This is a genomic window from Rhizobium sp. JAB6, assembly GCF_003024605.1.
Lineage (GTDB): Bacteria > Pseudomonadota > Alphaproteobacteria > Rhizobiales > Rhizobiaceae > Rhizobium.
In genome coordinates, this window is record NZ_PYJQ01000005.1 from 329,204 (window position 1) to 355,150 (window position 25,947).

Annotated in this window: 27 protein-coding genes and 1 tRNA gene; 12 read left to right on the plus strand and 16 right to left on the minus strand. The window is 59.6% G+C overall.

The features are described 5' to 3' along the window. Positions 1-78 precede the first annotated feature (78 nt). The 6 genes from plsX to C7U61_RS07460 all read left to right on the plus strand — a co-directional run bounded on the left by plsX (position 79) and on the right by C7U61_RS07460 (position 5,259). Positions 79-1,125: a phosphate acyltransferase PlsX gene (plsX, locus tag C7U61_RS07435; RefSeq protein ID WP_106997500.1), complete on the plus strand. Its 1,047-nt coding sequence runs from the start codon at positions 79-81 to the stop codon at positions 1,123-1,125. Between the two features lie 19 nt (positions 1,126-1,144). Next, positions 1,145-2,116: a beta-ketoacyl-ACP synthase III gene (locus C7U61_RS07440; RefSeq protein ID WP_106997501.1), complete on the plus strand. Its 972-nt coding sequence runs from the start codon at positions 1,145-1,147 to the stop codon at positions 2,114-2,116. Between the two features lie 106 nt (positions 2,117-2,222). Then, positions 2,223-2,561, plus strand: a complete 339-nt coding sequence (locus C7U61_RS07445) for an integration host factor subunit alpha (RefSeq protein ID WP_041677339.1) — start codon at positions 2,223-2,225, stop codon at positions 2,559-2,561. Between the two features lie 229 nt (positions 2,562-2,790). Further along, positions 2,791-3,336 carry a MerR family transcriptional regulator gene (locus tag C7U61_RS07450; protein WP_106997502.1) on the plus strand — a complete coding sequence of 182 codons (546 nt, stop codon included), beginning with the start codon at positions 2,791-2,793 and terminating at the stop codon, positions 3,334-3,336. Positions 3,337-3,577: 241 nt separating this feature from the next. Next, complete coding sequence (locus tag C7U61_RS07455; protein WP_106997503.1) at positions 3,578-4,684, plus strand: porin; 1,107 nt, start codon at positions 3,578-3,580, stop codon at positions 4,682-4,684. A gap of 245 nt (positions 4,685-4,929) precedes the next feature. Then, positions 4,930-5,259 carry a hypothetical protein gene (locus C7U61_RS07460; RefSeq protein WP_069616257.1) on the plus strand — a complete coding sequence of 110 codons (330 nt, stop codon included), beginning with the start codon at positions 4,930-4,932 and terminating at the stop codon, positions 5,257-5,259. Positions 5,260-5,335: 76 nt separating this feature from the next. Here the strand turns inward: C7U61_RS07460 and C7U61_RS07465 are convergent, their stop codons facing one another. Next, positions 5,336-5,593 carry a hypothetical protein gene (locus C7U61_RS07465; protein WP_106997504.1) on the minus strand — a complete coding sequence of 86 codons (258 nt, stop codon included), beginning with the start codon at positions 5,591-5,593 and terminating at the stop codon, positions 5,336-5,338. A 174-nt stretch (positions 5,594-5,767) separates the two neighbouring features. On the opposite strand from C7U61_RS07465, the gene C7U61_RS07470 reads away from it, so the two are divergent. Then, positions 5,768-6,193, plus strand: coding sequence for a BA14K family protein (locus tag C7U61_RS07470; protein ID WP_106997505.1), 426 nt, complete (start codon positions 5,768-5,770; stop codon positions 6,191-6,193). 86 nt (positions 6,194-6,279) lie between these two features. Then, positions 6,280-6,356: transfer RNA gene (locus C7U61_RS07475), tRNA-Pro, on the plus strand. A gap of 36 nt (positions 6,357-6,392) precedes the next feature. On the opposite strand, the gene C7U61_RS07480 is transcribed toward C7U61_RS07475, so the two are convergent. Both C7U61_RS07480 and C7U61_RS07485 read right to left on the minus strand, forming a co-directional pair. Next, entirely contained in the window at positions 6,393-7,088 is a 696-nt protein-coding gene (locus C7U61_RS07480; RefSeq protein ID WP_106997506.1) for a hypothetical protein, read from the minus strand. A gap of 92 nt (positions 7,089-7,180) precedes the next feature. Continuing rightward, complete coding sequence (locus tag C7U61_RS07485; RefSeq protein ID WP_106997507.1) at positions 7,181-7,576, minus strand: hypothetical protein; 396 nt, start codon at positions 7,574-7,576, stop codon at positions 7,181-7,183. 234 nt (positions 7,577-7,810) lie between these two features. Between C7U61_RS07485 and C7U61_RS07490 the strand changes: the two genes are divergently transcribed. After that, positions 7,811-8,023, plus strand: a complete 213-nt coding sequence (locus C7U61_RS07490; RefSeq protein ID WP_106997508.1) for a hypothetical protein — start codon at positions 7,811-7,813, stop codon at positions 8,021-8,023. Between the two features lie 220 nt (positions 8,024-8,243). Further along, positions 8,244-9,263 carry a PHB depolymerase family esterase gene (locus C7U61_RS07495; RefSeq protein WP_106997509.1) on the plus strand — a complete coding sequence of 340 codons (1,020 nt, stop codon included), beginning with the start codon at positions 8,244-8,246 and terminating at the stop codon, positions 9,261-9,263. Between the two features lie 118 nt (positions 9,264-9,381). On the opposite strand, the gene C7U61_RS07500 is transcribed toward C7U61_RS07495, so the two are convergent. The 6 genes from C7U61_RS07500 to C7U61_RS07525 all read right to left on the minus strand — a co-directional run bounded on the left by C7U61_RS07500 (position 9,382) and on the right by C7U61_RS07525 (position 15,594). Then, a complete protein-coding gene (locus C7U61_RS07500; protein ID WP_106997510.1) occupies positions 9,382-9,672 on the minus strand; it encodes a helix-turn-helix domain-containing protein in 291 nt (96 codons plus the stop codon). A 64-nt stretch (positions 9,673-9,736) separates the two neighbouring features. Beyond that, positions 9,737-10,972 (minus strand): glycosyltransferase, encoded by a 1,236-nt coding sequence (locus tag C7U61_RS07505; protein ID WP_106997511.1) that lies wholly within the window; start codon positions 10,970-10,972, stop codon positions 9,737-9,739. Continuing rightward, on the minus strand, positions 10,969-12,231 hold the full coding sequence (locus tag C7U61_RS07510) for an O-antigen ligase family protein (protein WP_106997512.1): 1,263 nt from the start codon (positions 12,229-12,231) through the stop codon (positions 10,969-10,971). Before C7U61_RS07510 ends, C7U61_RS07505 begins: the two co-directional genes overlap by 4 nt. Further along, positions 12,228-13,784 carry an undecaprenyl-phosphate glucose phosphotransferase gene (locus tag C7U61_RS07515; RefSeq protein WP_106997513.1) on the minus strand — a complete coding sequence of 519 codons (1,557 nt, stop codon included), beginning with the start codon at positions 13,782-13,784 and terminating at the stop codon, positions 12,228-12,230. The genes C7U61_RS07510 and C7U61_RS07515 overlap by 4 nt, the downstream gene beginning before the upstream one ends. A 76-nt stretch (positions 13,785-13,860) precedes the next feature. Beyond that, complete coding sequence (locus C7U61_RS07520) at positions 13,861-15,006, minus strand: glycosyltransferase (protein ID WP_106997514.1); 1,146 nt, start codon at positions 15,004-15,006, stop codon at positions 13,861-13,863. A 12-nt stretch (positions 15,007-15,018) separates the two neighbouring features. Further along, positions 15,019-15,594: a polysaccharide biosynthesis/export family protein gene (locus C7U61_RS07525; protein WP_106997515.1), complete on the minus strand. Its 576-nt coding sequence runs from the start codon at positions 15,592-15,594 to the stop codon at positions 15,019-15,021. Positions 15,595-15,784: 190 nt separating this feature from the next. Here C7U61_RS07525 and C7U61_RS07530 point away from each other — a divergent pair, with 190 nt between their 5' ends. Beyond that, entirely contained in the window at positions 15,785-18,043 is a 2,259-nt protein-coding gene (locus tag C7U61_RS07530) for a Wzz/FepE/Etk N-terminal domain-containing protein (protein ID WP_106997516.1), read from the plus strand. Here C7U61_RS07530 and C7U61_RS07535 read toward each other — a convergent pair whose 3' ends face one another. Continuing rightward, positions 18,044-19,294: a GNAT family N-acetyltransferase gene (locus tag C7U61_RS07535; RefSeq protein ID WP_106997517.1), complete on the minus strand. Its 1,251-nt coding sequence runs from the start codon at positions 19,292-19,294 to the stop codon at positions 18,044-18,046. A gap of 135 nt (positions 19,295-19,429) precedes the next feature. Continuing rightward, on the minus strand, positions 19,430-19,639 hold the full coding sequence (locus tag C7U61_RS07540) for a DUF2842 domain-containing protein (RefSeq protein WP_015339457.1): 210 nt from the start codon (positions 19,637-19,639) through the stop codon (positions 19,430-19,432). Positions 19,640-19,751: 112 nt separating this feature from the next. Between C7U61_RS07540 and C7U61_RS07545 the strand changes: the two genes are divergently transcribed. Beyond that, the gene (locus C7U61_RS07545) at positions 19,752-20,855 is read left to right on the plus strand and encodes a COX15/CtaA family protein (RefSeq protein WP_106997518.1); all 1,104 of its coding nucleotides are present in this window, start codon (positions 19,752-19,754) and stop codon (positions 20,853-20,855) included. Positions 20,856-20,881: 26 nt separating this feature from the next. On the opposite strand, the gene C7U61_RS07550 is transcribed toward C7U61_RS07545, so the two are convergent. The 5 genes from C7U61_RS07550 to rpsI all read right to left on the minus strand — a co-directional run bounded on the left by C7U61_RS07550 (position 20,882) and on the right by rpsI (position 25,946). Continuing rightward, the gene (locus tag C7U61_RS07550; RefSeq protein WP_106997519.1) at positions 20,882-22,192 is read right to left on the minus strand and encodes a tlde1 domain-containing protein; all 1,311 of its coding nucleotides are present in this window, start codon (positions 22,190-22,192) and stop codon (positions 20,882-20,884) included. A 432-nt stretch (positions 22,193-22,624) separates the two neighbouring features. Next, entirely contained in the window at positions 22,625-23,557 is a 933-nt protein-coding gene (gene argC / locus C7U61_RS07555) for an N-acetyl-gamma-glutamyl-phosphate reductase (protein WP_106997520.1), read from the minus strand. A gap of 136 nt (positions 23,558-23,693) precedes the next feature. Next, the gene (speB, locus tag C7U61_RS07560) at positions 23,694-24,647 is read right to left on the minus strand and encodes an agmatinase (RefSeq protein ID WP_106997521.1); all 954 of its coding nucleotides are present in this window, start codon (positions 24,645-24,647) and stop codon (positions 23,694-23,696) included. Beyond that, positions 24,628-25,005 (minus strand): antibiotic biosynthesis monooxygenase, encoded by a 378-nt coding sequence (locus C7U61_RS07565; RefSeq protein ID WP_106997522.1) that lies wholly within the window; start codon positions 25,003-25,005, stop codon positions 24,628-24,630. The genes speB and C7U61_RS07565 overlap by 20 nt, the downstream gene beginning before the upstream one ends. 470 nt (positions 25,006-25,475) lie before the next feature. Then, the gene (rpsI, locus tag C7U61_RS07575) at positions 25,476-25,946 is read right to left on the minus strand and encodes a 30S ribosomal protein S9 (protein ID WP_106997524.1); all 471 of its coding nucleotides are present in this window, start codon (positions 25,944-25,946) and stop codon (positions 25,476-25,478) included. Position 25,947: the final 1 nt, after the last annotated feature.

Genomic DNA, 25,947 nt, shown 5'->3' on the forward strand with positions numbered 1-25,947 from the left:
TCAGTTGTAACCGGGGGAGAAAACGGTATTTTGACGCCAAATTCGCCGGCCGCGGCGGAGAAAAAGGACTAGGGACGCGTGATCAGAATTTCTCTTGACCTAATGGGTGGCGACTTCGGCCCTGAGGTTGTTGTTCCCGGCGCGGCCAAGGCGCTGGATAGGCATCCCGATATCACATTCATCATGTACGGACAGAAGGATCGCTGCGAGGCGGTTCTCGCCAAATATCCCAAGCTTCGCGAAAAGTCGGTCTTTCACGAATGCGAGGTCGCCATCAGCATGGACGAAAAGCCGAGCCAGGCGCTTCGACGGGGCCGCTATGTCTCCAGCATGTGGCGCTCGATCGAGGCGGTGAAGGTGGGCGATGCCGATGTCGTCGTCTCCGCCGGCAATACCGGCGCGCTGATGGCGATGGCAAAATTCTGTCTCCGCACCATGGCCAATATCGAACGTCCGGCCATTGCGGCGATCTGGCCGACGCTGCGCGGCGAAAGCATCGTGCTCGATGTCGGCGCTACGATCGGCGCCGACGCCCAGCAATTGCTCGATTTCGCCTTGATGGGCGGCGCCATGGCGCGCGCGCTTTTCGAGATCGAGCGGCCGACAGTCGGCCTGCTGAATGTCGGTGTCGAGGAAATCAAGGGCCAGGAAGAGGTCAAGGACGCTGGGCGCCTGATCCGCGAAGCCAATCTTGAATCGCTTGAATATTACGGCTTCGTCGAGGGCGACGATATCGGCAAAGGCACCGTGGACGTTGTCGTCACGGAAGGCTTCTCCGGCAATATCGCATTGAAGGCCGCCGAAGGCACGGCAAAGCAGATCGGCTCCTATCTGCGCGCCGCAATGTCGCGCACGCTGCTGGCGCGCATCGGCTATATCTTTGCCAAGGGCGCCTTCGATCTGTTGCGCGAGAAGCTCGACCCCAGCAAGGTCAATGGCGGTGTCTTTCTCGGCCTCAACGGCATTGTCATCAAGAGCCATGGTGGTGCGAATGTCGAAGCCTTCGCAGCCGCTATCGATGTCGGCTATGATATGGCCAAGAATGGGCTCACGCAGAAAATCGAAAACGATTTGAAGAGATACCATGCCAAACGGCTGCCCCCCATCGGGCCGGAAGCGGCATGAGAGACGGGGTAGAAGCAGAATGATCCGTTCAGTTGTTCGCGGTTTTGGGGCGGCGCTCCCGAAGCGCGTCATGACCAATGCCGAGATGGAGCAGGTCGTCGATACCAGCGACGACTGGATCGTCCAGCGCTCCGGCATTCGTCAGCGCTATATCGCCGGCGAAGGCGAAACCACGGCTTCGCTTGGCGAACAGGCGGCGCGTGCTGCTCTCGCCAACGCCGGGATGACGCCGAATGATCTCGATCTGATCATCGTTGCCACCTCGACGCCGGACAACACCTTTCCTGCGACGGCGGTGAATATCCAGAACCGGCTCGGCATGCATCATGGCTTCGCCTTCGATGTCCAGGCGGTCTGCACTGGCTTCGTCTATGCCGTGACCACGGCCGACGCCTATATTCGCGGCGGCCTTGCCAAGCGCGTGCTCGTCATCGGCGCAGAGACATTTTCACGCATCCTCAATTGGACCGACCGCACGACCTGCGTTCTCTTCGGCGATGGTGCCGGCGCGCTGATCCTGGAAGCTGGCGAGGGGAGCGGCGACAATAGCGATCGCGGCGTGCTGACGGCAAGCCTGCGCTCCGATGGCTCGCACAAGGACAAGCTCTATGTCGATGGCGGCCCGTCGACGACCGGAGCGGTCGGTGTCCTCCATATGGCGGGACGCGAGGTCTTCAAGCACGCCGTCGGCATGATCACCGACGTCATTCAGGCCGCATTCGATGCGACGGGTACCACGCCCGACGATCTCGACTGGCTCGTGCCGCATCAGGCCAATCGCCGCATCATCGACGGCTCCGCCAAAAAGCTCGGAATTGCTCCCGAGAAGGTTGTGGTCACCGTTGACCTTCACGGCAACACTTCGGCTGCATCCATCCCGCTTGCGCTTGCCGTAGCCGCCGGCGACGGGCGGATTAAGAAAGGCGATCTGGTGATGCTGGAGGCCATGGGAGGTGGCTTCACCTGGGGGGCGGTCCTGCTGCGCTGGTAGCGCCGCATCTCTAAAAGCCGTTCCGAACAAGAGCTTGACCGTTCGGCGCAACGGCAATAGTCTCGCAAAACTGAAGAAGATTACGCAGCAATATGGGCGGGGAGCTATGACGGGCAAGACAGTGACGCGCGCAGACCTGGCGGAGTCGGTATTCCGGAAAGTCGGTCTCTCCAGAACGGAGTCGGCGGAACTCGTCGAGACTGTTATCGATGAAATTTGCAACGCCATCGTGCGAGGAGAAACGGTAAAGCTCTCCTCGTTTGCGACATTCCAGGTGCGCGACAAGAATGAGCGCATCGGCCGCAATCCGAAGACCGGCGAGGAAGTGCCGATTTCCCCGCGGCGTGTCATGACCTTCAAGGCGTCGAATGTCCTGAAGACCCGTATCCTGAAGGCCCATACCAGCCGCAAGGCCAAGACCAAGCCGGCTAATCCCGCCTCCTGATCCATTCTCGATATTTCGATTTCGGCCGGTCGCATGCTTTGTCGCGCGGTCGTTTTAAGGTGATTTGTTTGCGGATTTGTCGCAAGCTTGTGTAACGGCTGAATATCTGACTTGAATTTCCTCCGCCAAACCGTTGAAATATGGTGAGTCGTATCCTCAAGCGATATGAATGCCGAAATCTGTTTATGTGTGATTCGGCCAAACGGCACCGCATGTGCAGTGTGGGAGTATGATGATGGACAAGAGCCCGGATGCATTCCGCACGATCAGCGAAGTCGCGGAAGACCTTGATCTGCCGCAGCATGTCCTACGCTTCTGGGAGACCCGCTTTCCGCAGATAAAGCCGATGAAGCGAGGTGGCGGCAGGCGCTATTATCGCCCCGAGGATGTCGACCTGCTGAATGGTATCCGCCATTTGCTCTACGACCACGGCTATACGATCAAGGGCGTCCAGAAGCTCCTGAAGACCAACGGCAACAAGTTCGTCATCGCCGTCGGACATGGTGATCTGGCCAGCGTGGAAGCCCTTGCCGCCGCGCAGGAGCCCGCGGCCGTCGAGCCCCGCGTCGCCTCCGCCAATTCCGAGGAAGACCAGATCGTCGGCCGCGCCAAGGCGCCGATCAGCCGCCGCTTCTTCAATTTCGTCAGCGGCGATGACGGCGTGCCGGATGTTTCCATCGGCAAATCGAGCGTCGGCAAGGAAGATCGCGCTTTGCTTCAGGAAACGCTTTACGATCTTCTGGAATGCAAGCGCCTCCTCGACCAGGTACGATAGAGCCTGACCGGCGCATTGTAATTGCGACAGCTGAGTGACATTATTGTCACGCCCGCCACCCTTCTGCGTTGTGAAAATTAGTTCGGCAGCCTTATTAACTTGATGAGTTGAGATCGCGGGTCCAGTTTGACGGCGAAGCTTAAGGCTTCGCCCTGTTTTGAGGGAACAGTCAGGCTATGGAGGGGCGCGTTGTTGTCTGCCGGGAGACTCCATCTCTGACGGATAGTCGAATGGAGATATCATGAATATCAAGAGCCTTCTTCTTGGCTCCGCCGCTGCTATCGCCGCAGCTGGCGCTGCCCATGCCGCAGACGCCATTGTCGCCGCTCAACCCGAACCGCTTGAATATGTCCGTATCTGCGATGGATACGGCGCAGGCTATTTCTATATTCCCGGTACCGAAACATGCCTGAAGATCGGCGGCAAGGTTCGAACCGAGGGCGAGTGGTATGATGCCTATAATCCGCGCAGCAGGGTCGGCACGCTCTGGCACGAGCGTGTGGAGCTCAATGTCGATACCGCGACCGATACCGAATACGGTCCGCTGAAGACCAACACCATCTTCCGCTGGGAGTGGAACGATGGGGGAGCGACGTCCTCGAAGTTGCTGTTCGCCAACATCAGCCTCGGCGGCTTCACGGTCGGTAAGCTCGACTCTCAATACAATTTGTATGCCGGCTATGCCGGCGATGTCGTCAACGACGACGTGATTTATGACGGCCCGTACGAACTCAATCAGCTGACCTATAAATACGAGCCAGACAGTGGCTTCTCGGCCGTGATCTCGCTGGAAGATTCCAATTCCACCTCCGACGGCGAGGCCTCTTACGGCGCCAGCTGGTGGACGGACGACAAGTCCAACCACTATGCACCCGACGTCGTTGCCGGCCTCGGCTACAAGGCTGGCAACTGGGGCATCAAAGTCGTCGGTGGCTATGATTCCATCGTCGAGGAAGGTGCCATCAAGGCTCGTCTCGACGCCAAGTTTGGCGGCGTGGAAGCTTTCCTGATGGGGGGCTGGAATACGGACGGTGACAAGCTGAACAAATATGCTGGCACGAACCAGGACATCTCGGCCTGCACGAGGTCGAACGGCACCGTCAATGCCGCCAAATGCGGCTGGGGCGACTGGGCGCTTTGGGGCGGCGTGGGCGTTCCGGTCAACGACAAGCTGAAGTGGAACCTGCAGCTCGCCTACACCGAATCCAAGATGTTCGAGGCGACCACAAACCTCAAGATCTATCCGGTGAAAGATTTCCTCATCGAGCCGGAACTCACCTATGTGCGTTACGACTACATCAAGGATGATACGATCGCCGGCATTCTTCGTTTCGAGCGGAACTTCTGATCGAAAACGTTCTTCAGCCTGCGGGCCGCAGCCTGCAAATCGGATATGGGCCTCGCGATCAAAGCGGGGCCTTTTCATTTTGTCCTAACCCGCTATCCGGCTGTTAAGCACGATACGATCATTGCATGCAGCTTTACCTCCATGGGGAGAATTTTCGCCGTCCGCGAGACAAGGCTAACTTGCCAAAGCTTACCCTTGGCTGTATTTCGCTTCCCTGAGGTTGTATCACTATTGCCGGAGGGAACATGCGCATACGTGCCACAATGGCGGCGAGCCTCGTCGCTATATCGACCATTCTATCGAGCTGTCAGACACCGCAGGAATCTGCGATGAATGCCGAAATGACTTGCCAGTCGCAAGGGTTCCGTCCGGGAACGCAGCGTTACAATCGCTGTGTCGGCGCGACCTATCAGTCCAATCGCGCCCAGGCGCAACAGGCTGAAAACCAGGCTGCCGCTCTGGCTGCCGCCGGTATCATCGGCGGCGTTCTCGTCGGTGCCGCTGTCAGCGACAATCATCATCATCGCGGTTATTACGGTCGTCCCTATTATCGCCGCTGCTATCGCTGCTGGTAACGCACAGCCTATTCGGCGTCATATGCTCCGTCGGCCCGCGCTGACGGAGTTTTCTCTTCCAGGGCAGAGTCAGTCGCTAGTCCGGCGGGCTCATTTCCTGGCGGTTGACGAGTTTCACGCTTCGGTCCGGCTGAACGATGTAGGTTTCAACGACATCCTGGCCCCACTGATTGGTGAAATGATGCTGGAATTGCGAGCCGGGGGGTGAAAGCGAGAGCTTCATATGCGGCTGGCCGCCGTAGGTGATGCTGCCTGGTATCGGCTGCACCGTTTCGGTTGTGTTGCACGCGGCAAGCAGCGGTGCGCATATGATGAGAGCTACGAGCGACTTCATAACCTTGACTTTCCGCGCCCTTCCGCTCTGTGCAATCAGTCGCACAACAAAGGCGGGAGGGCATCTATGAGTGTGGTTTCAAATCACTATATAGACATAAGGACGGCGTACTCGGCAGCAAGGTTTGCGTTCAGATTTACTTCGTAACGCCGCCGGATTTCGAAGGAGTCGCATATGTTTACGATTGTCAGATCGATAACTGCCGCAGGCTTTGGTCTTTTGCTGGCGGCCGGCGCAGCGATGCCGGCTAGCGCCATCACCATGCCTGCGCTGACCGTTCCTGCAACCGAACGGCCTGACGTCATCCAGGTTCGCAACCACGGCCACGGCCATGGCGATGGCCATGGCCATTGGCATCATCACCATCATAATCGTTGGGGCAGCGGCCATCGGCTGCACGGCTCAGACAGCTATTATGACGATGATTCAGACAGCGGCGTGCTCTTCAAATCGTTCGTGACCGGCACTCTGTTCAACAGCCAGCGCTCGCAAAGCTATTACGAAGGTCATGTGCGTGACTGCGCAAGCCGCTACCGCTCGTATCGCGCCTCGGATAACAGCTATCAGCCGAGCCATGGGCCGAGGCAGCTGTGCCGCTGAACGGCAACTTTTTCTGAGCAGGCTGCTACTTTTCGCTTGCGTCGGCAAACGCTAAACTCTAAACGAAACAAGCCGTTTCGGCAGGTCGGGGCGTAGCGCAGCCCGGTAGCGCACTTGACTGGGGGTCAAGGGGTCGCTGGTTCAAGTCCAGTCGCCCCGACCATTTATCTCCTTGAACTCCCAATCGAATTTCTGAAAATCAGCTACACCAGGATGTCGCCTGGCCCGTCCAGCGGCGTGCGAGGCCTTCCGACACCATCTGGTCTCCGAGCGAGCGCCCCGCGCGCATGGCGATGCGCAGCTTGCCGCCATTCGGGTCGTCACGACGGCTGCTGCCCGAAAGCACGAAGTTTCCATCGTTAAGAATGGCCTGCAGCCGCAGCTTCGCGGCCAGGCCTCTCTGCTTTTCGCTGGGGCAGCGCGCTGCACTGGCATCGGGGACGTCGATATCCGCCAGCTGTATTCTGATGCCGTCCTGCCAGAAAGTATTGCCGTCAACGACGCAATTGGTGCCGGAACCCGCGCCGCAAAGCACGAAGCGGCCGCCGGATTGGGCTCGCAAGCTGGGTATGGGCCGTTCGACCGGTATCTTGTTAACCGGCATCGCCACCGGAATGATGGCGGGCGGCACCGGCAGGGAAGACGTCGCCCGCGGCTCGGAAGTAACCGCCGCCGTCCTTATCTGCGGCTTCGCTGCCGGTACCGGCGCTTCCCTGGCCACCTGCGGCATGCCGGCTGCTGCGCCGGCATGCGCCAGCATGGACGGTACATCCTTGCGATGCTGATAGGCGTAGATGCCGGCTACCGTTGCCAGACCGACAACACCCCATAGCCACATCGAATTGCCCGCCTTGGACTGCGGCTTGCGCCGCGTGCGTCGTTTCGCTTTCGCCATGGTATCATCCCTCAATTGCGAGGGGGATTATCGCCGCGATTTCTTACCGATCCGTTGGCTTCGGCGGAGATCGTGAGCAGCGACGAGCGGGGCTATTTCGCTGCCGCTGCCGACGCTTTCAATTTCACCGACATCGTCACCTGCCCGTTGATGGAGAGCCTGGCGCCGCGATTGTCGAGATTGTTGACCGAGGTATTGCTCGACACGGCGCTGATCTCGCAGGCATCGGCTATGGTTTCGAGCAGGGTCGAACAGCTGCTTGCGGCGATCTTATAGAAGGATTTCAACGCCTTCTCCTGCTGTTCCTCGCTGTCTCCATCCGGCACCGGATAGGAAATCGATACTCCGGATTGAACGGAAATATATCCCTCGGGCGGCTGACGAGGGGTGCGTAGCGGAAGGTTTGAAAAATTCTGCGCGAGGGCCGGCAGGGCCATCGCTGCCAGCATCAAGCCGAGAGTGGTCGGGATCAGAAGTCTGGTCATCATTGTGCCTCTGTTTATCCGCTTATTGCATATGCAGATGAAGGCTGGGTAATGCCATAACTTAAAATTGTATCTTGGATTGACTTTCCTTAAAATTTGCGAATCGGAAATACTTCGCGCTGAAATGCTTTCTTGCCAACCCAATATGCAAGGCGCATAGTCTAGTTCCATCGTCGGAAATAAAAGGGGTGCCGGCGAAGTACTGCGTGCTTCCCGAACGGACAATGAGACGCGCGAATGCTGGATACACCTATCCATCCACGAGATCTGCCGCTGTTTTCGGACGATCTGGATCGTCTTGAGAAGGTGCTTGACACTGTTTGCAAGGATCGTGACATGAACCCTCGCAGCCTCGAGGCGGAACGCCTTGGAGCGTTGATCATCCAGCTTTATCGCCAGGGCGTGAAGGATGACGCTAAGCTGCTGGCGCTCGCACGGGCTTATTTCTGACATAGCTGCGTTTTTTTGCGGCTGAAATCTAATCGATTTAAGCTGATTTCACATAGCTGCAATGATGCATTGTGCCTGTTCGAAGCGGGCCAGCCTTCCTATATTTGCTGCGTTGCACAAAGAGATTCGATTTCTCGATATCACTGATTCTCGAAAGGAACGGTGCGCGCCAGCCAGCGGGAAAAACCGAGCGCGGCTGGTGTGGATGGAAAGGTCCATAATGAATTTTAAAGTTCCGAGCCGGCTTCGCCGCTTGCTCGTCGATTCCGTCGAGCTGCCGCAGCTTAAGTTTCCGATGACGCAGCCGCAATCGCAGCCGTCGCGCCGTCGCGTTTCCACGCGTCCGTCGCCCCAGCGGCTGACGGAAGTCCTATGGTTCGGCCGCAATCCCGGCAATCTGCGCATGCTGGAATATGTGCCGCCGGGTGTAAAGGGCGCGGTGCCGCTTGTCGTCGTTCTGCACGGCTGTCATCAGAATGCCGAGGATTTCGATCGTGCGAGCGGCTGGACTGCACTTGCCCGTCAGCATGGATTTGCCGTGCTTTATGCGGAGCAAAAGGTTTCGAACAACCCCAATCTCTGTTTCAACTGGTTCCGTCCGAGCCTGGTCACACGCGATCGCGGCGAGCTCGGCTCTATCAGAGAAATGATCGATTTCAGCCGCCGGCTGCATGCGATCGACGATAGCAGGATTTTTGTCATGGGCCTCTCGGCAGGCGGCGCCTTGGCGGCTGCATTGCTGGCGACCTATCCGGAGCTGTTTGCCGCGGGCGCCATCATTGCCGGTCTGCCTTTTGGTGCTGCCCGCGACGCGATGTCGGCGCTTGATGTCATGAAGCGCGGTTCAAGCCGTCCGGCCGAAAAATGGGGCGAACTTGTGCGCGAAGTGTCTCCCGATGCCGTTCGCTATCCTGTCGTTTCCATCTGGCATGGCGATGCCGATGAGGTGGTATCCTTCGCCAACGCGGAAGCCTCCGCTGCACAATGGCTCGCCGCACGCGAGCGTCCGCGCACCAAGGGTCGGCTGCGTCTCTTCGAGGGCGGCGAACGGCGCGAATGGCGCGACGATTACGGCCATATGATTCTGGAGCTCGTGAGGCTGACCGATTTTGGGCATGGCCTACCAATAGGCGCAACCGTCGAAGGCTGGGAGCCGGCCAACGACACGGAGCGCTACATCCTGCCGGCTGCCCTGTCGGCGCCTGACGAGCTCGTCAAAAGCTGGAAGCTTGCATCCTGAGGCAGACCAGCAAAACTATGTAGCGGTTTGCGTCCGCAATCGAGGACAAGGAGATGGTGCGGTTGGGTGCTTTCGTGAAAAGCTGAACCGCTCTGGAGATCGGGGCTTGCTTCAGCCCTCAATCGTCATTGGTGGCATTCAGGTTTTCCGGCCGAATGCCATCATCGTCGGACCAGTGCTTGAAGCGAATGCCGGGTCCGCCCGTGCCGTCGCTGCCGCCGGCGAGGAAAAGCACGCCATGGTTCTCGAGGACGGAACGGACCGCCGCAAGAGCTCTCATGTCCGCCGCGGGGCCCTCTGTTTCCAAGGCTTCGATCGCCGAAACCGGCAGTTTGCTCTCGCTGGCAAGCGTCTCCACCGTCAATCCGAGCATGGCGCGCGCACCGCGCAATTGTGCTGAAGTAATCATAAGTTAAGTCTATCGCATCGGCTCGAAAAGCGGAACCGGTTTCGCATGAAAATCCCACGGGAGTTTAGAGGGCCGGCGCGCTTTTCTTGCGGTCTTTGATCGCGTCTTCGAATTTCGAATTTGCCGCCCATTCCAGCGGGGCGGGGAAGGGATGGCCAAGCAGGTCGTAATAGATCTTCTCGGTCGCATGAGCCATGCCCGCAAGCGTATAGTTATTCTTGCGGCGACGAGCTTCGGCGCTGAAACTTGCAAGCCGTGCCGGGTCAGCAAGCCTCGCCATCGCGGCTGCCAATGCTTCCGGATCATCGCTGTTTGGCACGATGTATCCATTCTTGCCGTGTTCCAGCACCGTGCGTGCGCCCCCGACATCGGTGAGCAGCAGCGGCTTGCCTGCGGCCGCCGCTTCCAGCATCACATAGGACATCGCTTCGTAGCGGCTGGGCATGACGACGACATCGACGGCATCGATGGCAGTCACTCCGGTCACGCTGCTGTCGATGCGGGCACGATCTTCAAGCCCGGCCGCCCGGATCATCTCTCTGGTGGTATCGGCGAGCTCGCCGATCCCGATCATCAGCAGATGCGCCTGCGGCAGATGGGCCGCTATTATCGCAAAAGCTTCGACCAGGCGCTCCGGCGCCTTCTGCCTTGTCATTCGGCCGACGAAGCCGAAGAGCAGGGCGTCCTGCGGGATGCCATAGCGTCTGCGGATGGCCGCACGCTGGCTGACGGGCGGGGCATTTACGCCGTTGACGACGACGCGCAGGCGTTTTTCCGGGATGCCGAGCGACAGGGCATGATCATATTCGTCCTGCGAAACACAGATCAGCCGATCCGTCAGAAAAGCCCCGAGAAGACGCTCTATGCCGCCATAGATCAGGCGGCCTTTCGAACCCAGCGTCGGATCCATAGTGCGAAAGGCATGCGGCGTGTAAAGAACCGGTACATGCCGTCCCGGCAGCCGCAAGCGCGTGAGAGCGCCGGCCTTTGAGCTATGACCGTGGATCAGATCGAATGGCCCATGAATGGCGGCGAGTTTGCGGAGCTGCCACCATGCCGTCAGATCCCAGGGGCCGGGAGCGCGCCGCATGGCAAGCGGAACGACATTGTCCAGGCCCATATTTTCCAGTTCCGCGACGAAGGCGGGCTCGGCGCGCACGGGGGAATAGATGGCGGTCACGGAATGGCCGCGATGCTGCATGGCTCGGCAAAGATCGAGAAAATGCCGTCCGGAGCCGCCGCCGCTCGGTTCGAGAACCTGCAGCAACGACAGGCGTTTGACGCTCGTGCGAATATTCACCGCGCGGCCTCCCTTCCGTTGAGGTCACGCTGATATTTTTGCTCCAGGGCGCCGCAGCCCCAGACGATGCCGATCAGCATGTAAAGATGGCGCCAATGGTCGGTGTCGATGACATTGCCGATGCCGACATGGCCGAGGATGACGATCCAGGCAATCATCAGGAAAGGCTGCCACGGCCGCTCCCTCAGCAGGTTGCGGAAGCCGATATAGACGGTCCAGCAGATCATGCTGATCCAGGTCGCGAAGCCGATCCAGCCATAGGTCGTCAGCGTTTTCAGCCAGGTATTGTGCTCGTCTTCGCGAAAGATCTGACCGAAGACCAATGGGCCGATGCCGAGCGGCCGTTCCATGGACATCTGGAAGCCGATGCTGTGGCGTTCGAAGCGGCCGAGATGGCCGCCATCATAGCTCTGCACCAGTTGCAGGCGCGTCGAAAACAGATCGCTGACCTGCGGAAACTGAAGCGCGACCATCAATAGCACGACCATCAGGATGATCGCCGTCAGCGACATCACCAGGATGCGCAGCCGGAACCTATTGCTTCGATGCTTCAGGAGCATGCAGAAGATCAGCATCGCCGAGGCGAAGGCGAAGAGGGCCCAGGCCGCGCGGGAAAAGGACAGGAAGATGCCGAAGGCGAGAACGAACAGGCAAATTCCCTTGATCGGCGCCTTCTTCAGATCGCCGATCAGCAGGCCGTGCATGAGATAGAGGCTTGGCGCCACCAGATACGGGCCGAAGACGTTCGGGTCCTGGAAGGCGCCCATGGCGCGGTCGTAGCGGGTGAAGATGTCGAAGCCCGGGACGGCGTGGAAATAGCCGAGGATGCCGAGGCTCGCAGTGATGAGCGCCGCCGCCACCCATGTATTGAAGATGAGCTTCAGCCGCTTTTCGTTGTCCTCGGTTATGGCAGCATAGAAGACCGCGCTCAGCGCCAGAAAGGTGGAGACGGCGATATAGATCGGACCATCGAGATGATTGCCGGCCGCAAGATCATGCATCTGCGTAATCGAGAGCATCCCGCCGACATTGAATGTCAGAAACAGCGCCAGCAGCGGCGCGACGCTGCGCGATATCCTGAGCCCGAGGATGAACCATGTGCCGATCAGGAAGGCGAGCCACAGCTCATAAGGTGCAGGCTCCGCGATGACGAAGCCCGACAGGAATACGCCCATGGCAACGCTTGCCGTGCCCATTAGCCGCAATGCGGCGAGCTGCGGCTGCAAGACGCGCAGTGGTGGCAGGTCGATCGCGCTCAATAGGCATTTTCCGTATTGAGCAGACGGAACGGCGTCAGGAACAGGATTTTCAGATCGAACAGCAGCGACCAATTCTCGATGTAATAGAGATCGTAGGCCGTGCGGAACTTGATCTTGTCGTCGCTGTCGATCTCGCCGCGCCAGCCGTTGATTTGCGCCCAGCCGGTCACGCCGGGCTTGACGCGGTGGCGCGCGAAATAACCTTCGACCACGTCGGCGTAGGTGCGGTTATGGCTGGCGGCAAGCACGGCATGCGGCCGCGGGCCGACGAGCGACAGGCTGCCGAGCAGCACATTGAAAAGCTGCGGCAGCTCGTCGATCGACGTCTTGCGGATGAAACGGCCGACAGGGGTCACGCGCGGGTCGTTCTTCGTCACGGCATTGCGGGCCGTCGGATCGTTCATATGCGTGTACATCGAGCGGAATTTGAACACGTTGATGATCTCGTTGTTGAAGCCATGGCGCTTCTGCATGAAGAAGACCGGACCCTTCGAGGTTGCCTTCACGGCAATCGCAGCCCCCAGCATGATCGGCCAGACAAGGGCGAGCGCGACCAGGCTGAAGAAGATGTCGAAGATGCGCTTTGCAACGCCATCCCAGTCCCGGATCGGCTTGTTGAAGATGTCGAGCATCGGCACGGCGCCGACATGCGAATAGGCGCGAGGACGGAAGCGCAGCTTGTTGGCATGCGCCGCCAGTCGGATGTCGACGGGCAGCACCCAGAGCATTTTCAGCAACTGCAGAATACGATCTTCGGCGCTGATTGGCAGTGCGATGATCAGCATGTCGATGCGCACGAGCCGCGCGAACTCGACCAATTCCGCCACCGTGCCGAGTTTCGGATAGCCGGCCACCATGATGGGAGACCGCTTTTCGCCGCGATCGTCGAAGATGCCGCAGATACGGATATCATTGTCGGGGTGATGTTCGAGGGCTCGAATGAGCTCTTTGGCCGGTTCGCCGCCGCCGACAATGACGGCGCGCCGTTCCATGACGCCGTTTCGGGCCCAGTTGCGGATGCCATAAGCAAAAAGCAGCCGGGCCACGAGAAGGAAGCCCGCGCCGGCCGCGAGCCAGAGGCCGAGAAGGGGGAGGGAATAGATATTGCTGATGTCGAACGGGACGAGGGCGGTGACCATGACCGCGAAGGCCGCAGCCCAGGCTCCGAGAATCCGGTGCAGGAAATGGTGAGGCGAGCGCAGGACGGGGATCTGATAGGCATCCGCGATCTGCAGGAAGACGATGGCAAGGCCGCAAAGGGCGGCCGTCACCACGGCCTTCGACAGGAAAGGATGACTATCCGGCGTGCCGAAAAAGAGGATCGCAAGCCCGAATGTGAGCAGCGACAGAAATTCAAACAACCGGTATTGTCCGAGGATGATGGACGGAGACTGGTTGGTTTCGCGAAACTGCTCGGCGATTTGCCGCGCATAGGCGTTCATGCCGCCGGGGTGGTGGTCGGACGTCTCGCCGACGCCGCGCGTGCGGATTTCCGAAACCTGCTTGCGAAGATTGTCCAAGTTGAACTGCTCGGACTTTTCGGTAGTGTTCATGACAGCTTATCCGGTCGTTACCGGAGAAGGGCTACCAGATATCAGCTAAGAAACACTTACAACATTCGCTTGTATTCTAATCGTCATTGGTCAGACCAAGTATATTTTGATACAGCCGCAAAGTATCCCGCGCCATGGCGGAGGCGGAAAAATTCGACTGGATTGTCCCGATATCGGGCATGTTGCTGGCGCCCCATTGCGGCTCCATGACCGCTTGCGCCATGATGCGGGAGAGGTCGTCGGCATCTTCCGGCTTGGCAAGTGCCGCACTGTTTTCGCCGAGCGCTTCCGGGATGCCGCCGACACTCGAGGCGATGACCGTCTTTCCGGCCGCGAGCGCCTCCAGAACGATATAAGGCATGGCTTCTGCGCGCGAGGGAACCACTACATTCTCGGACACTGCAAAGGCTTCCTGCACGCGCATGGCCGGCAGCATTCCAATGCGGTGACCCAGGCCCCGTTCGACCATCATCCGGTGATATTTGTCTCTGTCCGGTCCGTCGCCGATCATCAGCGCCGAAAGCGGCCTGCCGATCCGCCGCTCCGTTTTCGCAAAAGCGTCCACAAACAGATCGGGCCCTTTGAGGTCCCGCAGCATGCCGATATAGACGAAGTGCACCGAGTCCGATCGTGTCGGTATGATCCGAAAATCTCTTTCGGTGATGCCGTTATAGATCATAACCGAACGGGTGCGCGGTTTGCCGATCTTTGTTTCATAGGTGCGGCGTTCGAAATCGCAGATAAAGATCAGCCCGTCGGTCAGAAATTCCAGCATCCGCTCCAGGCTATGCACCAGCATGCCCTGGAACGAGCGGCGGGGAAAATGCAGGCTTCCGCCATGCGCTGTGTAAAGGCGGGCTACGCGATACTTGTTGACCCGCAGGATCGAGCCGAGAACGCGCGCAAGCAGGCCGCCCTTGGCGCCGTGCCCGTGCAGCACATCCGGCCGCAAACTCTTGATTTCCTTGTAGCTGCTCCAAAGAGTGCTCGCATCCGACAGCGCAATCTGCCGCCGGATCGGCAGGCGGATGATGCCGAGAGCGAGGAAGGGCGCGATGTCGTCGAAGAGACGATCCTCGTGCTCGCCGCCCGTCAGGCTGTCGCAAAGTATACCGATTTCATGGCCCGCTTTGCTCTGTTCCTCCGCCAAATCCCGGACATGGCGGAAGACCCCGCCGACCGGCGATCTGAAGCAATGAAGGATTCGAAGGGGTCTGGTCATGAGCGGTCGCGGTTAGAACAACCGCTCTCTGACATAGATGGTGTCACCCGCCAGTACCGGATCGGAAATGCCGACCCGCCCGGTCATGACATGACCGTTGATCTTGCGGGTAACATCCGCGTTGGATTGGTTCGCGCGGCTGGTGAAACCGCCCGCAACCGCAATGGCATTCTGGATAGTCATGCCAGGAACGTAGGAATATTGGCCCGGCTGACCGACTTCGCCCATGATATAGACGGAGCGATAGCGGTCGATGTCGATGGTGACGTCGGGATCGCGAATATACCCCTGGCGGAGCTTCTGCGCGATCTGGCCGGAGAGCTGCTGCAGCGTCCGCCCGCGCGCGGGAACCTGGCCGATCAGCGGGAAGGCAATATAGCCGGCTTGATCGACCGTGTAGGTGTTGGTCAGGCCGGCTTGATCGAACACTGTGACGCGCAACCGGTCGCCGCTATCCAGTGTATAGGGCTGGATCGTAGCCTCATTGAAGGCCTTGGGCGCCGGTTGATAGGTGTTGCAGCCGGTGAGCGCGGCGCTCGCGGCGGCCATGCCGAGTGCAAGGACAATCTTTGACTTTGCGAAGGGCATTTCGTGCTCATTGGAAAGGGGAAAACATTGCCGTCGTTATCGATCCGTTAGGGTTAACGGCCGGTAAAGAGCAACGAAAATTCGGAAAAAATCAGCGGGATCAAAAACAATGCCGACGAAATACTATTAACGCTTGGGTTACTATAGTCGTTTACGATTAACTCCGGCTTTCTATTACGGAGTTTTGTATATGTCCGGTGTCAACAGCACTCAGCAGGATGTGGACATCGATCTCGCTCAGCTCTTTCGCGCTGTCTGGCAGAGGCGGGTGCGCGTCATCGCCATCACGCTGGCCGGCGCGTGCGTGGCATTTGCAATTGCGAAGGTCATGGCGCCGGAATATCGCAGCGAAGCCCGCATCCTCATCGAGCAGCGTGCCCCGGCCTTTGCGACGACGACATCTGGCAATGATGCCGGTGCCGGACCGCTGCTGGATGAGCTGAACATTGCCAGCCAGGTGCAGATCCTGCAGTCGGCGGATCTGGTGAAGCAGGTCATTACCAATCTGAAGCTCTACGATCGTCCCGAATTCGCCTCCGGCAGCAATGGCTCCGCGCTATCGGATATCCTGATCAAGCTGCATCTGAAGCAGCCGGCGGCAGATAAGGCACCCGAAGAGCGGATGCTGGATGCCTTCAACAGCCGGCTGCAGGTCTATCAGATCAACAGCTCGCGCGTGATCGGCATCAGTTTCATGTCCCGCAATCCGGATCTTGCCGCGAGCGTGCCGAATGCCATGGCGCAGGTCTATCTGTCGATGCAGAGCGGAGCCAAACTCGATTCCAACAGCGAAGCAACACGCTGGCTGGAGCCGGAGATCGCCAAGCTGCGCGATAAGGTCAGCGAGGCCGAAAAGAAGGTCGCCGACTATCGTTCCGCCAACGGTCTTCTGCAGACCAGCCAGAACAGCAATTTCGCCACGCAGCAGCTCGCTGATATTTCGACGCAGCTGGCGCAGGTGCGCGGCGACAGGGCCAATGCCGAGGCGAGGGCGCAGGCGGTGCGCAGTGCGCTGTCCAGCGGCCGCTCTACCGATACGCTTGCCGATGTCGCTGGATCGCAGACAATTCAGCGGCTGAAGGCGACCCAGTCGAACCTCGAGTCCCAGATATCCGATCTCTCCACGACGCTGATGGATGGGCATCCTCGGCTGAAGAGCCTGCGGGCCCAGCTCGCTGATATCCGTCAGCAGATCGACCGCGAGACGCAGAGAATCCTGGCAAGCATCGAAAATGAAGCGAAAGTGGCGCAGCTGCGCGAGCAGCAGCTCCTGGCGCAATCGAATACCCTGAAGGCGGATAGTGCCCGAGCAGGGGAGAATGAAGTCGGTCTCAACGCACTGGAACGCGAAGCTGCGGCCGAACGGCAACTGCTTGAAACCTATCTTGCCCGATATCGTGAGGCAGCCTCTCGCGTCGACAAGAATTCCAGCCCTGCGGATGCACGCATCGTTTCAACGGCGGTCGAGCCGGTCGATCCGTCCTTCCCGAAGGTCGGTCCGATCGTCGTTGTTGCCACCCTTGCTACCTTTATCCTTACGGCCATCATCATCATGCTTGCGGAGCTGTTCAGCGGACGCGCATTGCGGCCCGTCGGGCCTGCCCGCGAGGAAGATGTTGCCGTGCTGGAGACGGCGAAGCGCCCCCAACCCGTCGCCGAACCGGCTCTGGTTCGGTCAGTGGCACGAGCAAGCAGCGCCGAGGCGCCGGCAAGCATGCTCTCGGTTCCCGTGGAGGAAATCCCGGTTCGGGTTGAGGACACCGCGATTGCTCCGGAGGCGGCAATCGCCTTGGACGCTGCAATCGCTCCGGATCATGGGCCAAAGCAGGCTGCTCAGGCTGCTGCAGAGGAGGAGGAAGATTTCTCCATCCAATCCGTCGCGGATTATCTGATCGACAGCGGCTCGCGGCTGGCGATCGCCATATCGCCGACCGGTGATAATGGCTCGACGGCGACCGTCATGCTGGCGCGGACTATCGCCGATGCGGGCTGCCGCATCGTGCTGGTCGACATGACCGGCACAGGATGTCCTTCAAGGCTGATGGCCGAGCATGACGAACTCCCCGGCGTGACCGACCTGCTGTGCAGCGAAGCGGCCTTTGGCGATACGATCCATCCGGATCGCCTGTCGGATGCCCATCTCGTGCCGCAGGGCATGAGTGATCTTGCACGCGCCATGCGCGGTGCCGATCGTCTGTCGCTGATCCTCGACGCCCTGAATTCGGCCTATGACATCGTTCTGGTGGAGTGCGGCGCGGCCGAGGTTTCCGGCGTCGCGCGGCTGACGCGCAGCAAGGAGACGGAAATCGTCCTTTCCATGCCCGAACCGGATGAAAGCCAGTTCATTGCGGCCATGACGGAGTTCCAGAAGGCCGGCTACGAGCACATCATCCTGATGTCCGGCTGGCGCGAGGAGCATGATCCGGATACGCGCCGCGACGCAGCCTGATCAATCGCCGTCACTGTCGTCAATATCCCCCGCTGCGCCGGCGCCGCGTCGCGCCCGCAGCCGCTGGATGAACGAATAGAGCTTTCGATTGGATTTGATCGCGGTCTTCGAGCGCGTGACGCCCCGTTGTGCCATTGCCGCCAGATAGCCAATGCCGGATACCGGCAGAAAAAGATCGTGCTGCACGGTTTCCGTAGGACACCAGGAGCGCTTGTAGATCTGGTCACCGATGCCGAAGTCGAAAAGCGCGACGCCTTCGCGATGCAGCCGCTCGATCATCAGCCAGAACAGCAATTCGCCAGGGCTTGCCTCTGCAACCAGAGCTTCGTCGATGGAGGCAAACTGGCAGATGACATGGTCTCCCTTGCGGGAGAGGGCGGCGATGGCCGGAATATGGCCCTCATGCTCGCCTTTCAATCGAAGCGCATGCATCTGCAGCGTCGCGCTGATCCCATCGTCTTGGCGTAGGTGCAACATCGCGTGCAGCGCAGCCTTGATCCGGTCGTCCTGGAACGCGTCGGGCAAGCCGGCATCCTGGAAGCGAACCGCCTTCTGCCGGAAGAACAGATCGAGCAATGCGTGCTGCTGGTCGGGACCGGCGATCACATATTCGTAGCCGCCCTTGGCGTCGAGAAGCCGGCTCTGATGCTTGAACTTTTTGCGCCGTCGCTTGGCATTCACCTGCTTTAGGCTTGCTTCGAAACTGTCGAGGAAGGGCAGTTGAAAGGCATGGTTCTGGTTTTCGATCGACGTCAGCGAGGCGAGCGCGCTTTGGCGTCCCCGCCATTCGAGCGGGATATTGCGCAGGATGACCACATCGACCTTGCCGCGCAGAGCCCTGGATATGGCGTTCACCTGCACGGGGGTCAGCGGACCGCTCAACAGGAACTCGGCTGAAAACAGGCCGGTATTGATATTGTTGTGGTGGCCCCCAATGAACTCGGCTCGTCTTATCCGGTGACTGCGGACGATCTCGAGCGGCAGGATGAAGGCGACGTTCTCTCCGATGGAACCCCTGACGATGGCGAGAGGGCGTTTGAGGTTCTCCACCCATGCTGCGCACCAGTCATAGCTCTGGTGCAGCGAGTTGAGGTGATCCCGTTCCAGCAAGCGCCATTCGGCTTCAAGCGGTGCCATGCTGTCGAAGATGTCTATCTGCAGGTGCTCGACGGCCGCGGGCTCCGTCTCGATCGACGCAATTTGCTCGGCTGCGGCCGCGATGCCGGCGATATCTTGCGTCTGGGTCTGCATCCGATCTTCTCCGCTCCGGCGGTATTCGAAGACAGTGTGGCGGGCAACGGCTTATTTTTGGCTTAAGATGAGACATTCGTGCCGGATACGGCACGGATCAGGGTTAGCCCAATGTAAATCGCGCCGGGCCGAGCGTTACTGCGGGCGTGGCCCGGCCATCCACTTGATGATGCCCATTGCCGGCAGCACCCAGATGATGCCGCTGAGAAAGAAATACAGGAAATGTACCCAGCCCGGTTGATCTGCAAGCGTTCGCACTGCAACGATCATGGCAACGATCGCATAAATTGCAACCAGCAGCACGAGCAGGATCATGCCAATGAATTTGCGCAAGCGAAGGGGCACGGGGTTTTCTCCTCATTATAACAGCACGCCGCGACGGCATGCCGCAAACTCCCGGGACTTGTTTTGCACGCGCCTATCGGGCAAATCAACAGCCTGATTGAAGGGAGAAGCCATGGCTGCCACTAATTTTACGACCGAACAGGCTATTTTGAAGGAAGTGGCTCGTCAGGACCGCAATCGCCGCGCCATCCGTATCTGGCTTGCCTGTGTTCTTCTCGTCCTCTTCGGCCTCGTGCTGGTGGGAGGTGCCACGCGGCTTACCAATTCCGGCCTGTCGATCACGCAGTGGCAACCGATCCATGGCGTCATCCCGCCTCTGAATGCGCAGGAATGGCAGGATGAGTTCGATCTCTACAAGCGCATTCCGCAGTTCCAGATCCTGAACAAGGATATGACGGTCGAGGAGTTCAAGAGCATCTTTTGGTGGGAGTGGGCGCATCGTCTGCTGGCACGCACTATCGGTGTCATTTTCGGCCTGCCGCTGCTGTTTTTCGTCCTGACCGGCCGGGTCGAGCGCAAGCTCTGGCTGCCGCTCGCCGGCATTTTCCTGCTGGGGGGCCTTCAAGGTGCGATCGGCTGGTGGATGGTCTCCTCGGGCCTGGAAGCGCGCACCGACGTCAGCCAATACCGGCTTGCCACTCATCTGGTGACCGCCTGTCTGATTTTTGCCGCCTGCATGTGGTTCATGCGTGCCTTGTCGCCGCATTCGAACGAGCCGCCGCCAACGCGCCATTCGGCGAAACTCGCCGGCCTCATCGCCTTCATGGCCTTGTTCCAGATCTATCTCGGCGCGCTTGTCGCCGGTCTCGATGCCGGCCTCAGCTACAATACCTGGCCGCTGATGGATGGTGCCGTCGTACCCAGTGATCTTTTCATACAATCGCCGGCCTGGATCAATTTCTTTGAGAACCCCAAGACGGTCCAGTTCGTTCACCGTCTCGGCGCCTATGCGCTCTTCGCCGTCGTCGCTATCAATATGGTCATCTCGCTGCGCGCGGCGGCGCATACGACTCATGCGCGCCGATCCGTCGTTCTCTTCGTGCTTGTGCTGATCCAGGCGATCCTCGGCATTTCGACACTGCTGCTGCACGTGCCGCTGCATCTCGCTCTGGCGCATCAGGCTGGTGCCCTGATCGTCTTCGGCTTCGCGATTGCCAATTGGCGCGGTTTCCATGGCGAATTGCCGCACCAGACATCGATCATCGTGAGGGATTGATTGAGGCGCATTGCGCCTCAATCCTTTTAGCGTGCCGAAGCGACGCTTGCCGCCGACGACATCCGCGAAACGACTTTCAAACGCTTGATTTCGCCGCGCCGGAAGGCGGCCAGAAAGCGGTTGTAATCCTTGAAGACCACGCAGCCATTCGATTCGCCGCGGCCTCCTCTGAGCATATACGTATGAGCCAGCAGGCCGTTGCGGCCATAGACCCGGGCACCGTTTGCAGGTGTCAGGCGCAGCGCCTGCACGCCATGGAACAGGCTTTCCCTATAGGTCAGATTATAAGTTTCAGGCGGCGTCGGGCCCGTATTCTTGCGGTCGACATAGCGCGGATTGTCACGCATGTGGCCGAGGCCGGAATGGGCCTCGAGACGTTCGCCGGTCGGCAGGTAAACGGTCTTCGCTTCGATGTCATAGATCGCCGTGCCTGGGCCGGGGCTGATGGCGGCAAACGGATTGATGAAGGGCTTTGTCTTGCGAACGGAGCTGTCATCCGGATCGGCATAGGCCATCATGCGCGATGGCGGCTGTGCGGTCGTTTCGCTGTTCGTTGCCCGGGCGATGGCACTTGTGGCGCTGGCGCGTTGCACCGGTGTTTCGCGGGCGGGGCGGGCCATGGGAATGACGTTCAGTACGGCTTCCGCCACCGCAATGTCGGCGTCTTTCGCAGGCACCGGCTTTGCTTCCGCAATGGCGGGCAGGCTGACCTCGGGGGCTGCGGAAGCGACCGCCGGCGGCTGCTCCGTAGTTTTCAGCGGACCTGCTGCCGGCATCAGGGCGGCCGCATATTTCGCCTGGCTTAGCGATTGCACTACGGTTGCGAAATTGATCGCGATCACCTTGCGCAGATGATCGATCTTCTCGGGAGAAGCCGCGGCCACTTCGAGACGGCCGCTCTTGATGCTTGCGGCCGCAACCTGAGCCTGCTTCATATCGGATGTCTGTTGTGCGAGCGCGTATGCCAGTTGCGCACGAACCGCATCGGTCCCGCCAGCATTCGTTTGAACCTCTGCAGCGACGAGGTTGCCGAAGCGGCTTTGCCCATGCAGCGAAGTTGTCTGGCTGACATAGCGGGCAGGGCGCGCCACGTAGTTTTGCGGAACGATGAAGGCCGAGGCTCGCGGTGCCAGGAAGCTGTCGGTCGATGTCGCCGCCCCGGGAAGCGACAGCACCATTGATTGGGTCGTCATCAGCGTTGCAGCGACCCAGGCAAAAGCCGCGACTGCGACGCCGGTGGCTAGGGTGCCGGGACGGATGCTGAGGGATTTTTTCGATCGCGAGGCGTAGCCGGAGCGCGAATTGAAGTTACCGAACGTTTCGGTCACGAACGCCATGATACTCGTTATCCAAACTACACAGACACTGAGCCGGCTCAAGAACGCACGAGCGATCCAACGCGAAGGTCGCGTTCGATCGCCAACTTGCCGGCTGTCTGGAAGCATGCCGAATTATGGTAACCAATTCCTTTACGATGTCTCATTCTTCGATATTCATTGAAAAAAGGGATAGTTTTGAACGTCCCACCCATCCCGGGCCAGCAAAGCCGTTAAAGAGCAAATCCGGCCGACAGTTGGTCGCAATCGCTAACGACGGTTCACTTTTCCGTGTAGCTTCGGCTAATTTAGAGCGGCGGCAAAAATAAGGCCGAGGGCGTCAGCAGAGCGGAAACTGCGCAAAAGTGCTTTTGACGTGAAAAAGCCCGGCCTGATCCATCACGATGGATAAGCATGCCGGGCTGGCAGAATTTCAATCCGCGTCAGGCTGAGTTATGCGCTCAGCATCAGGTCCATGTTCTGTACGGCCGCGCCGGAAGCACCCTTGCCGAGATTGTCGAGCAGGGCAACGAGATTGACCTGCGCGCCGCCCGGCGTGCCGAAGACGAAGAGCTTCATCGTATCCTTGCCCGCAAGCTCGACGGCGTTGACGCGGGGCAGGGCGCGGCTCTCATCAAACGAAACGACCTGAACGATATCCTGACCGGCATAATGGTCGACAAGCGCGCCGTGAATGCTATCAAGCGTCGCACCTTCCGCGAGGTCGCCGAGATGCAGCGGCACCTGCACGATCATGCCCTGCGGGAAACGACCGACGGAGGGGGAGAAGATCGGCGCGTGCTCGAGCAGACCGTGCGTCGTCATCTCCGGCACATGCTTGTGGGTCAGCGTCAGCCCGTAGAGGAAGTGCGGCGCGGTGATCGCATCCGCATGATCCGGATTTTCCATCTGCGCGATCATCTGCTTGCCGCCGCCAGTGTAGCCGGACACGGCATTGACTGTCACGGGATAAGCCGCCGGAAGAATGCCGGCTGCACGCAGCGGACGAATGAGACCGATTGCTCCGGTGGGATAGCAGCCGGGATTTGCGACGAAGCGCGCCGCCTTGATCTTGTTGCCCTGGCCGCTATCCATTTCGGCAAAGCCATAGGCCCAGTCGGAATGGATGCGGAAGGCCGTCGAAGTGTCGATCACGCGGACATTGTTGTTGCCGGCCACCATCTTCACCGCTTCCTTCGACGCATCGTCGGGCAGGCAAAGGATGGCGATATCGGCGCTGTTCAGCATGTCCTCACGCATGGCGGCGTTGCGGCGTTCGGCTTCGGGAATGGACAGCAGTTCGACGTCGCGGCGGTCGGCCATGCGCGTGCGGATCTGCAAGCCCGTGGTTCCGTGTTCGCCATCGATGAAGATTTTCGGTGCCATCTTATTCCTGCTCTTTCAATAGGTTGAGAGTATTTCCGGACTCAGTTTGCCATGCAGTTGATTCAATTTCATAACGGTCGTTGCCGAAGCGGCAGCGCGACTTTCGAAACCGTCGCCCCTATCCCGAAATCATGTCTCAACGACCGCCCGCACGTCGTTCGGCGTGGAGGCCGAGCATATACATCGCCACGGTCGCCCCCGCAATGGCGGTGATGTCGGCGTGGTCATAGGCGGGGGACACTTCGACGACGTCGGCGCCCCGGATGTCGAGTTGATGCAGCCTTTGCAGCACCGAGAGGATCTTGGCGCTGGAAGGGCCGCCCCCGACGGGCGTTCCCGTGCCCGGAGCAAAGGCCGGATCGAGGCAGTCGATATCGAAGGTCAGATAAGTCGGTGCGCCCTTGGTATGCGAGACGATCAGCGAGGCAATATCGCGGGCACTCATGTCCTCGACCTGATGTCCGTAAAGAATATGGATGCCGAAATCATCAGGCGCATGTGTGCGGATGCCGATCTGGATGGAGCGGTCCGGATCGATCAGCCCGTCGCGTACGGCGCGAGCGACGAAGGAGCCATGGTCGATACGTCTGCCGTCATCGAACCAGGTATCCTGATGGGCATCGAACTGCACCAGCGCCAGCGGCCCATGCTTGGCGGCATGCGCCTTCAACAGCGGCCATGTGACGAAGTGGTCGCCGCCGAGGGTCAGCAGGAAGGCGCCGCTGTCGAGGATCGTCGCCGCCTGCCTTTCGATTGCAGCGGGCGTATCCTGATGATTGCCGTAGTCGAGCAGGCAGTCGCCATAGTCGATCACGGCCATCTCGGCGAAGAGATCGCGGTTGAAGGGATATTGCGGATCGTTGTCGAAGATCGCCGAAGCACGCCGGATCGCCTGCGGTCCGAAGCGTGTCCCAGGCCGGTTCGAAGTCGCGGCGTCGAAGGGAATACCCCATACCACGGCATCGGCACCATCAAGCGATTTGGTGAAGCGGCGGCGCATGAAGGAGAGCGCGCCGGCAAAGGTCGGGTCGCTCGCAGCCGAGGTCAGGCTTGCCGCGGTAAACGCATGGTCAATCGACGTGCTTGGCAAGGGCTTCTCCTTTGCTCGCCTGGAAGTCGTAGGCCCGTTCTATCCTGCCCACGCGAACCTTGTATTCTTCATACCAGCGCTCGCGCCCGAGTTTCTGTGCGGCCAGATGCGACACCACGTTCTTCCAGGCAAGGATGCTTTCCTCGTCCCGCCAGAAGGAGTTGGTGATGCCGAAACCATCGGCGCCTCTCGCACTCTCAAGCCCAAGGCAGCCGTCTTGTGCCAGCGCCAGTTCCTCCATGCGCTTGCCCATGGCGCCATAGCCATTGTCACCGGCTGTTCGGATCGAGGCGAAGGAGACGATGTAATAGGGCGGCTCGGGAGTGGCCGCGAAACGCGAAGAGTTGCTGCTGCTCATGATAGTTCTCCGGAGAGCGATCAAATTCCGGGCTTCGGCTCGGCATTTCAAGTTGGGATCACGCGACTATTTGCCTGATCGCGCGGTACATTGATATGGTTTTTTCACGCAGGCGATCTGCGGCGTGGAGCACTCGGCCTGCCTATCGGTCACCCTACAATAGGAGCAGCTGTCGCTGAACTCGCGACAGTCCGGGTTTGCGTGGAGAAAATCCTTCATACTCTGCATCTCCGCGGCCTTGTCGGCGGGAGGAGCCGGCTGTGCATCGTCGCACAGAGCCGGTGAGATTATGCCGATGAAGAATAGAAACGAAAAGATGAAGCTGCGCATTGAGCTCCCCCGATGCTTGTCGGCGGACTTTGCCACAAAAAGCATTTCCTGCCTTGGCAAATTTGCATCATTTCAATGCGGCAAAAGAAAAAGGCCGGGGAAGCCCCGGCCTTTCCAAAAATCCGATCTCGGATAAGCGATTAACGCTTGGAGAACTGGAAGGAACGACGTGCCTTTGCACGGCCGTACTTCTTGCGTTCGACGACGCGGCTGTCGCGGGTCAGGAAGCCACCCTTCTTCAGCACCGAGCGCAGGCCCGGCTCGAAGTAGGTGAGCGCCTTGGACAGGCCGTGACGAACGGCGCCGGCCTGGCCGGAGAGGCCGCCGCCGGCAACGGTTGCGATGATGTCGAACTGGCCGTCACGGGCAGCAGCCACGATCGGCTGACGCAGGATCATCTGCAGAACCGGACGGGCGAAATAAGCCGTGTAGTCCTTGCCGTTGACGATGATCTTGCCGGAGCCGGCCTTGACCCATACGCGGGCTACGGCGTCCTTGCGCTTGCCGGTCGCGTAGGAGCGGCCGAGCGAGTCAACCTTGCGGACGTGAACCGGAGCGGCAGCTGCTTCCGACGTCGTGCCGAGGTCCTTCAGGGAGGAGAGGTCAGCCATT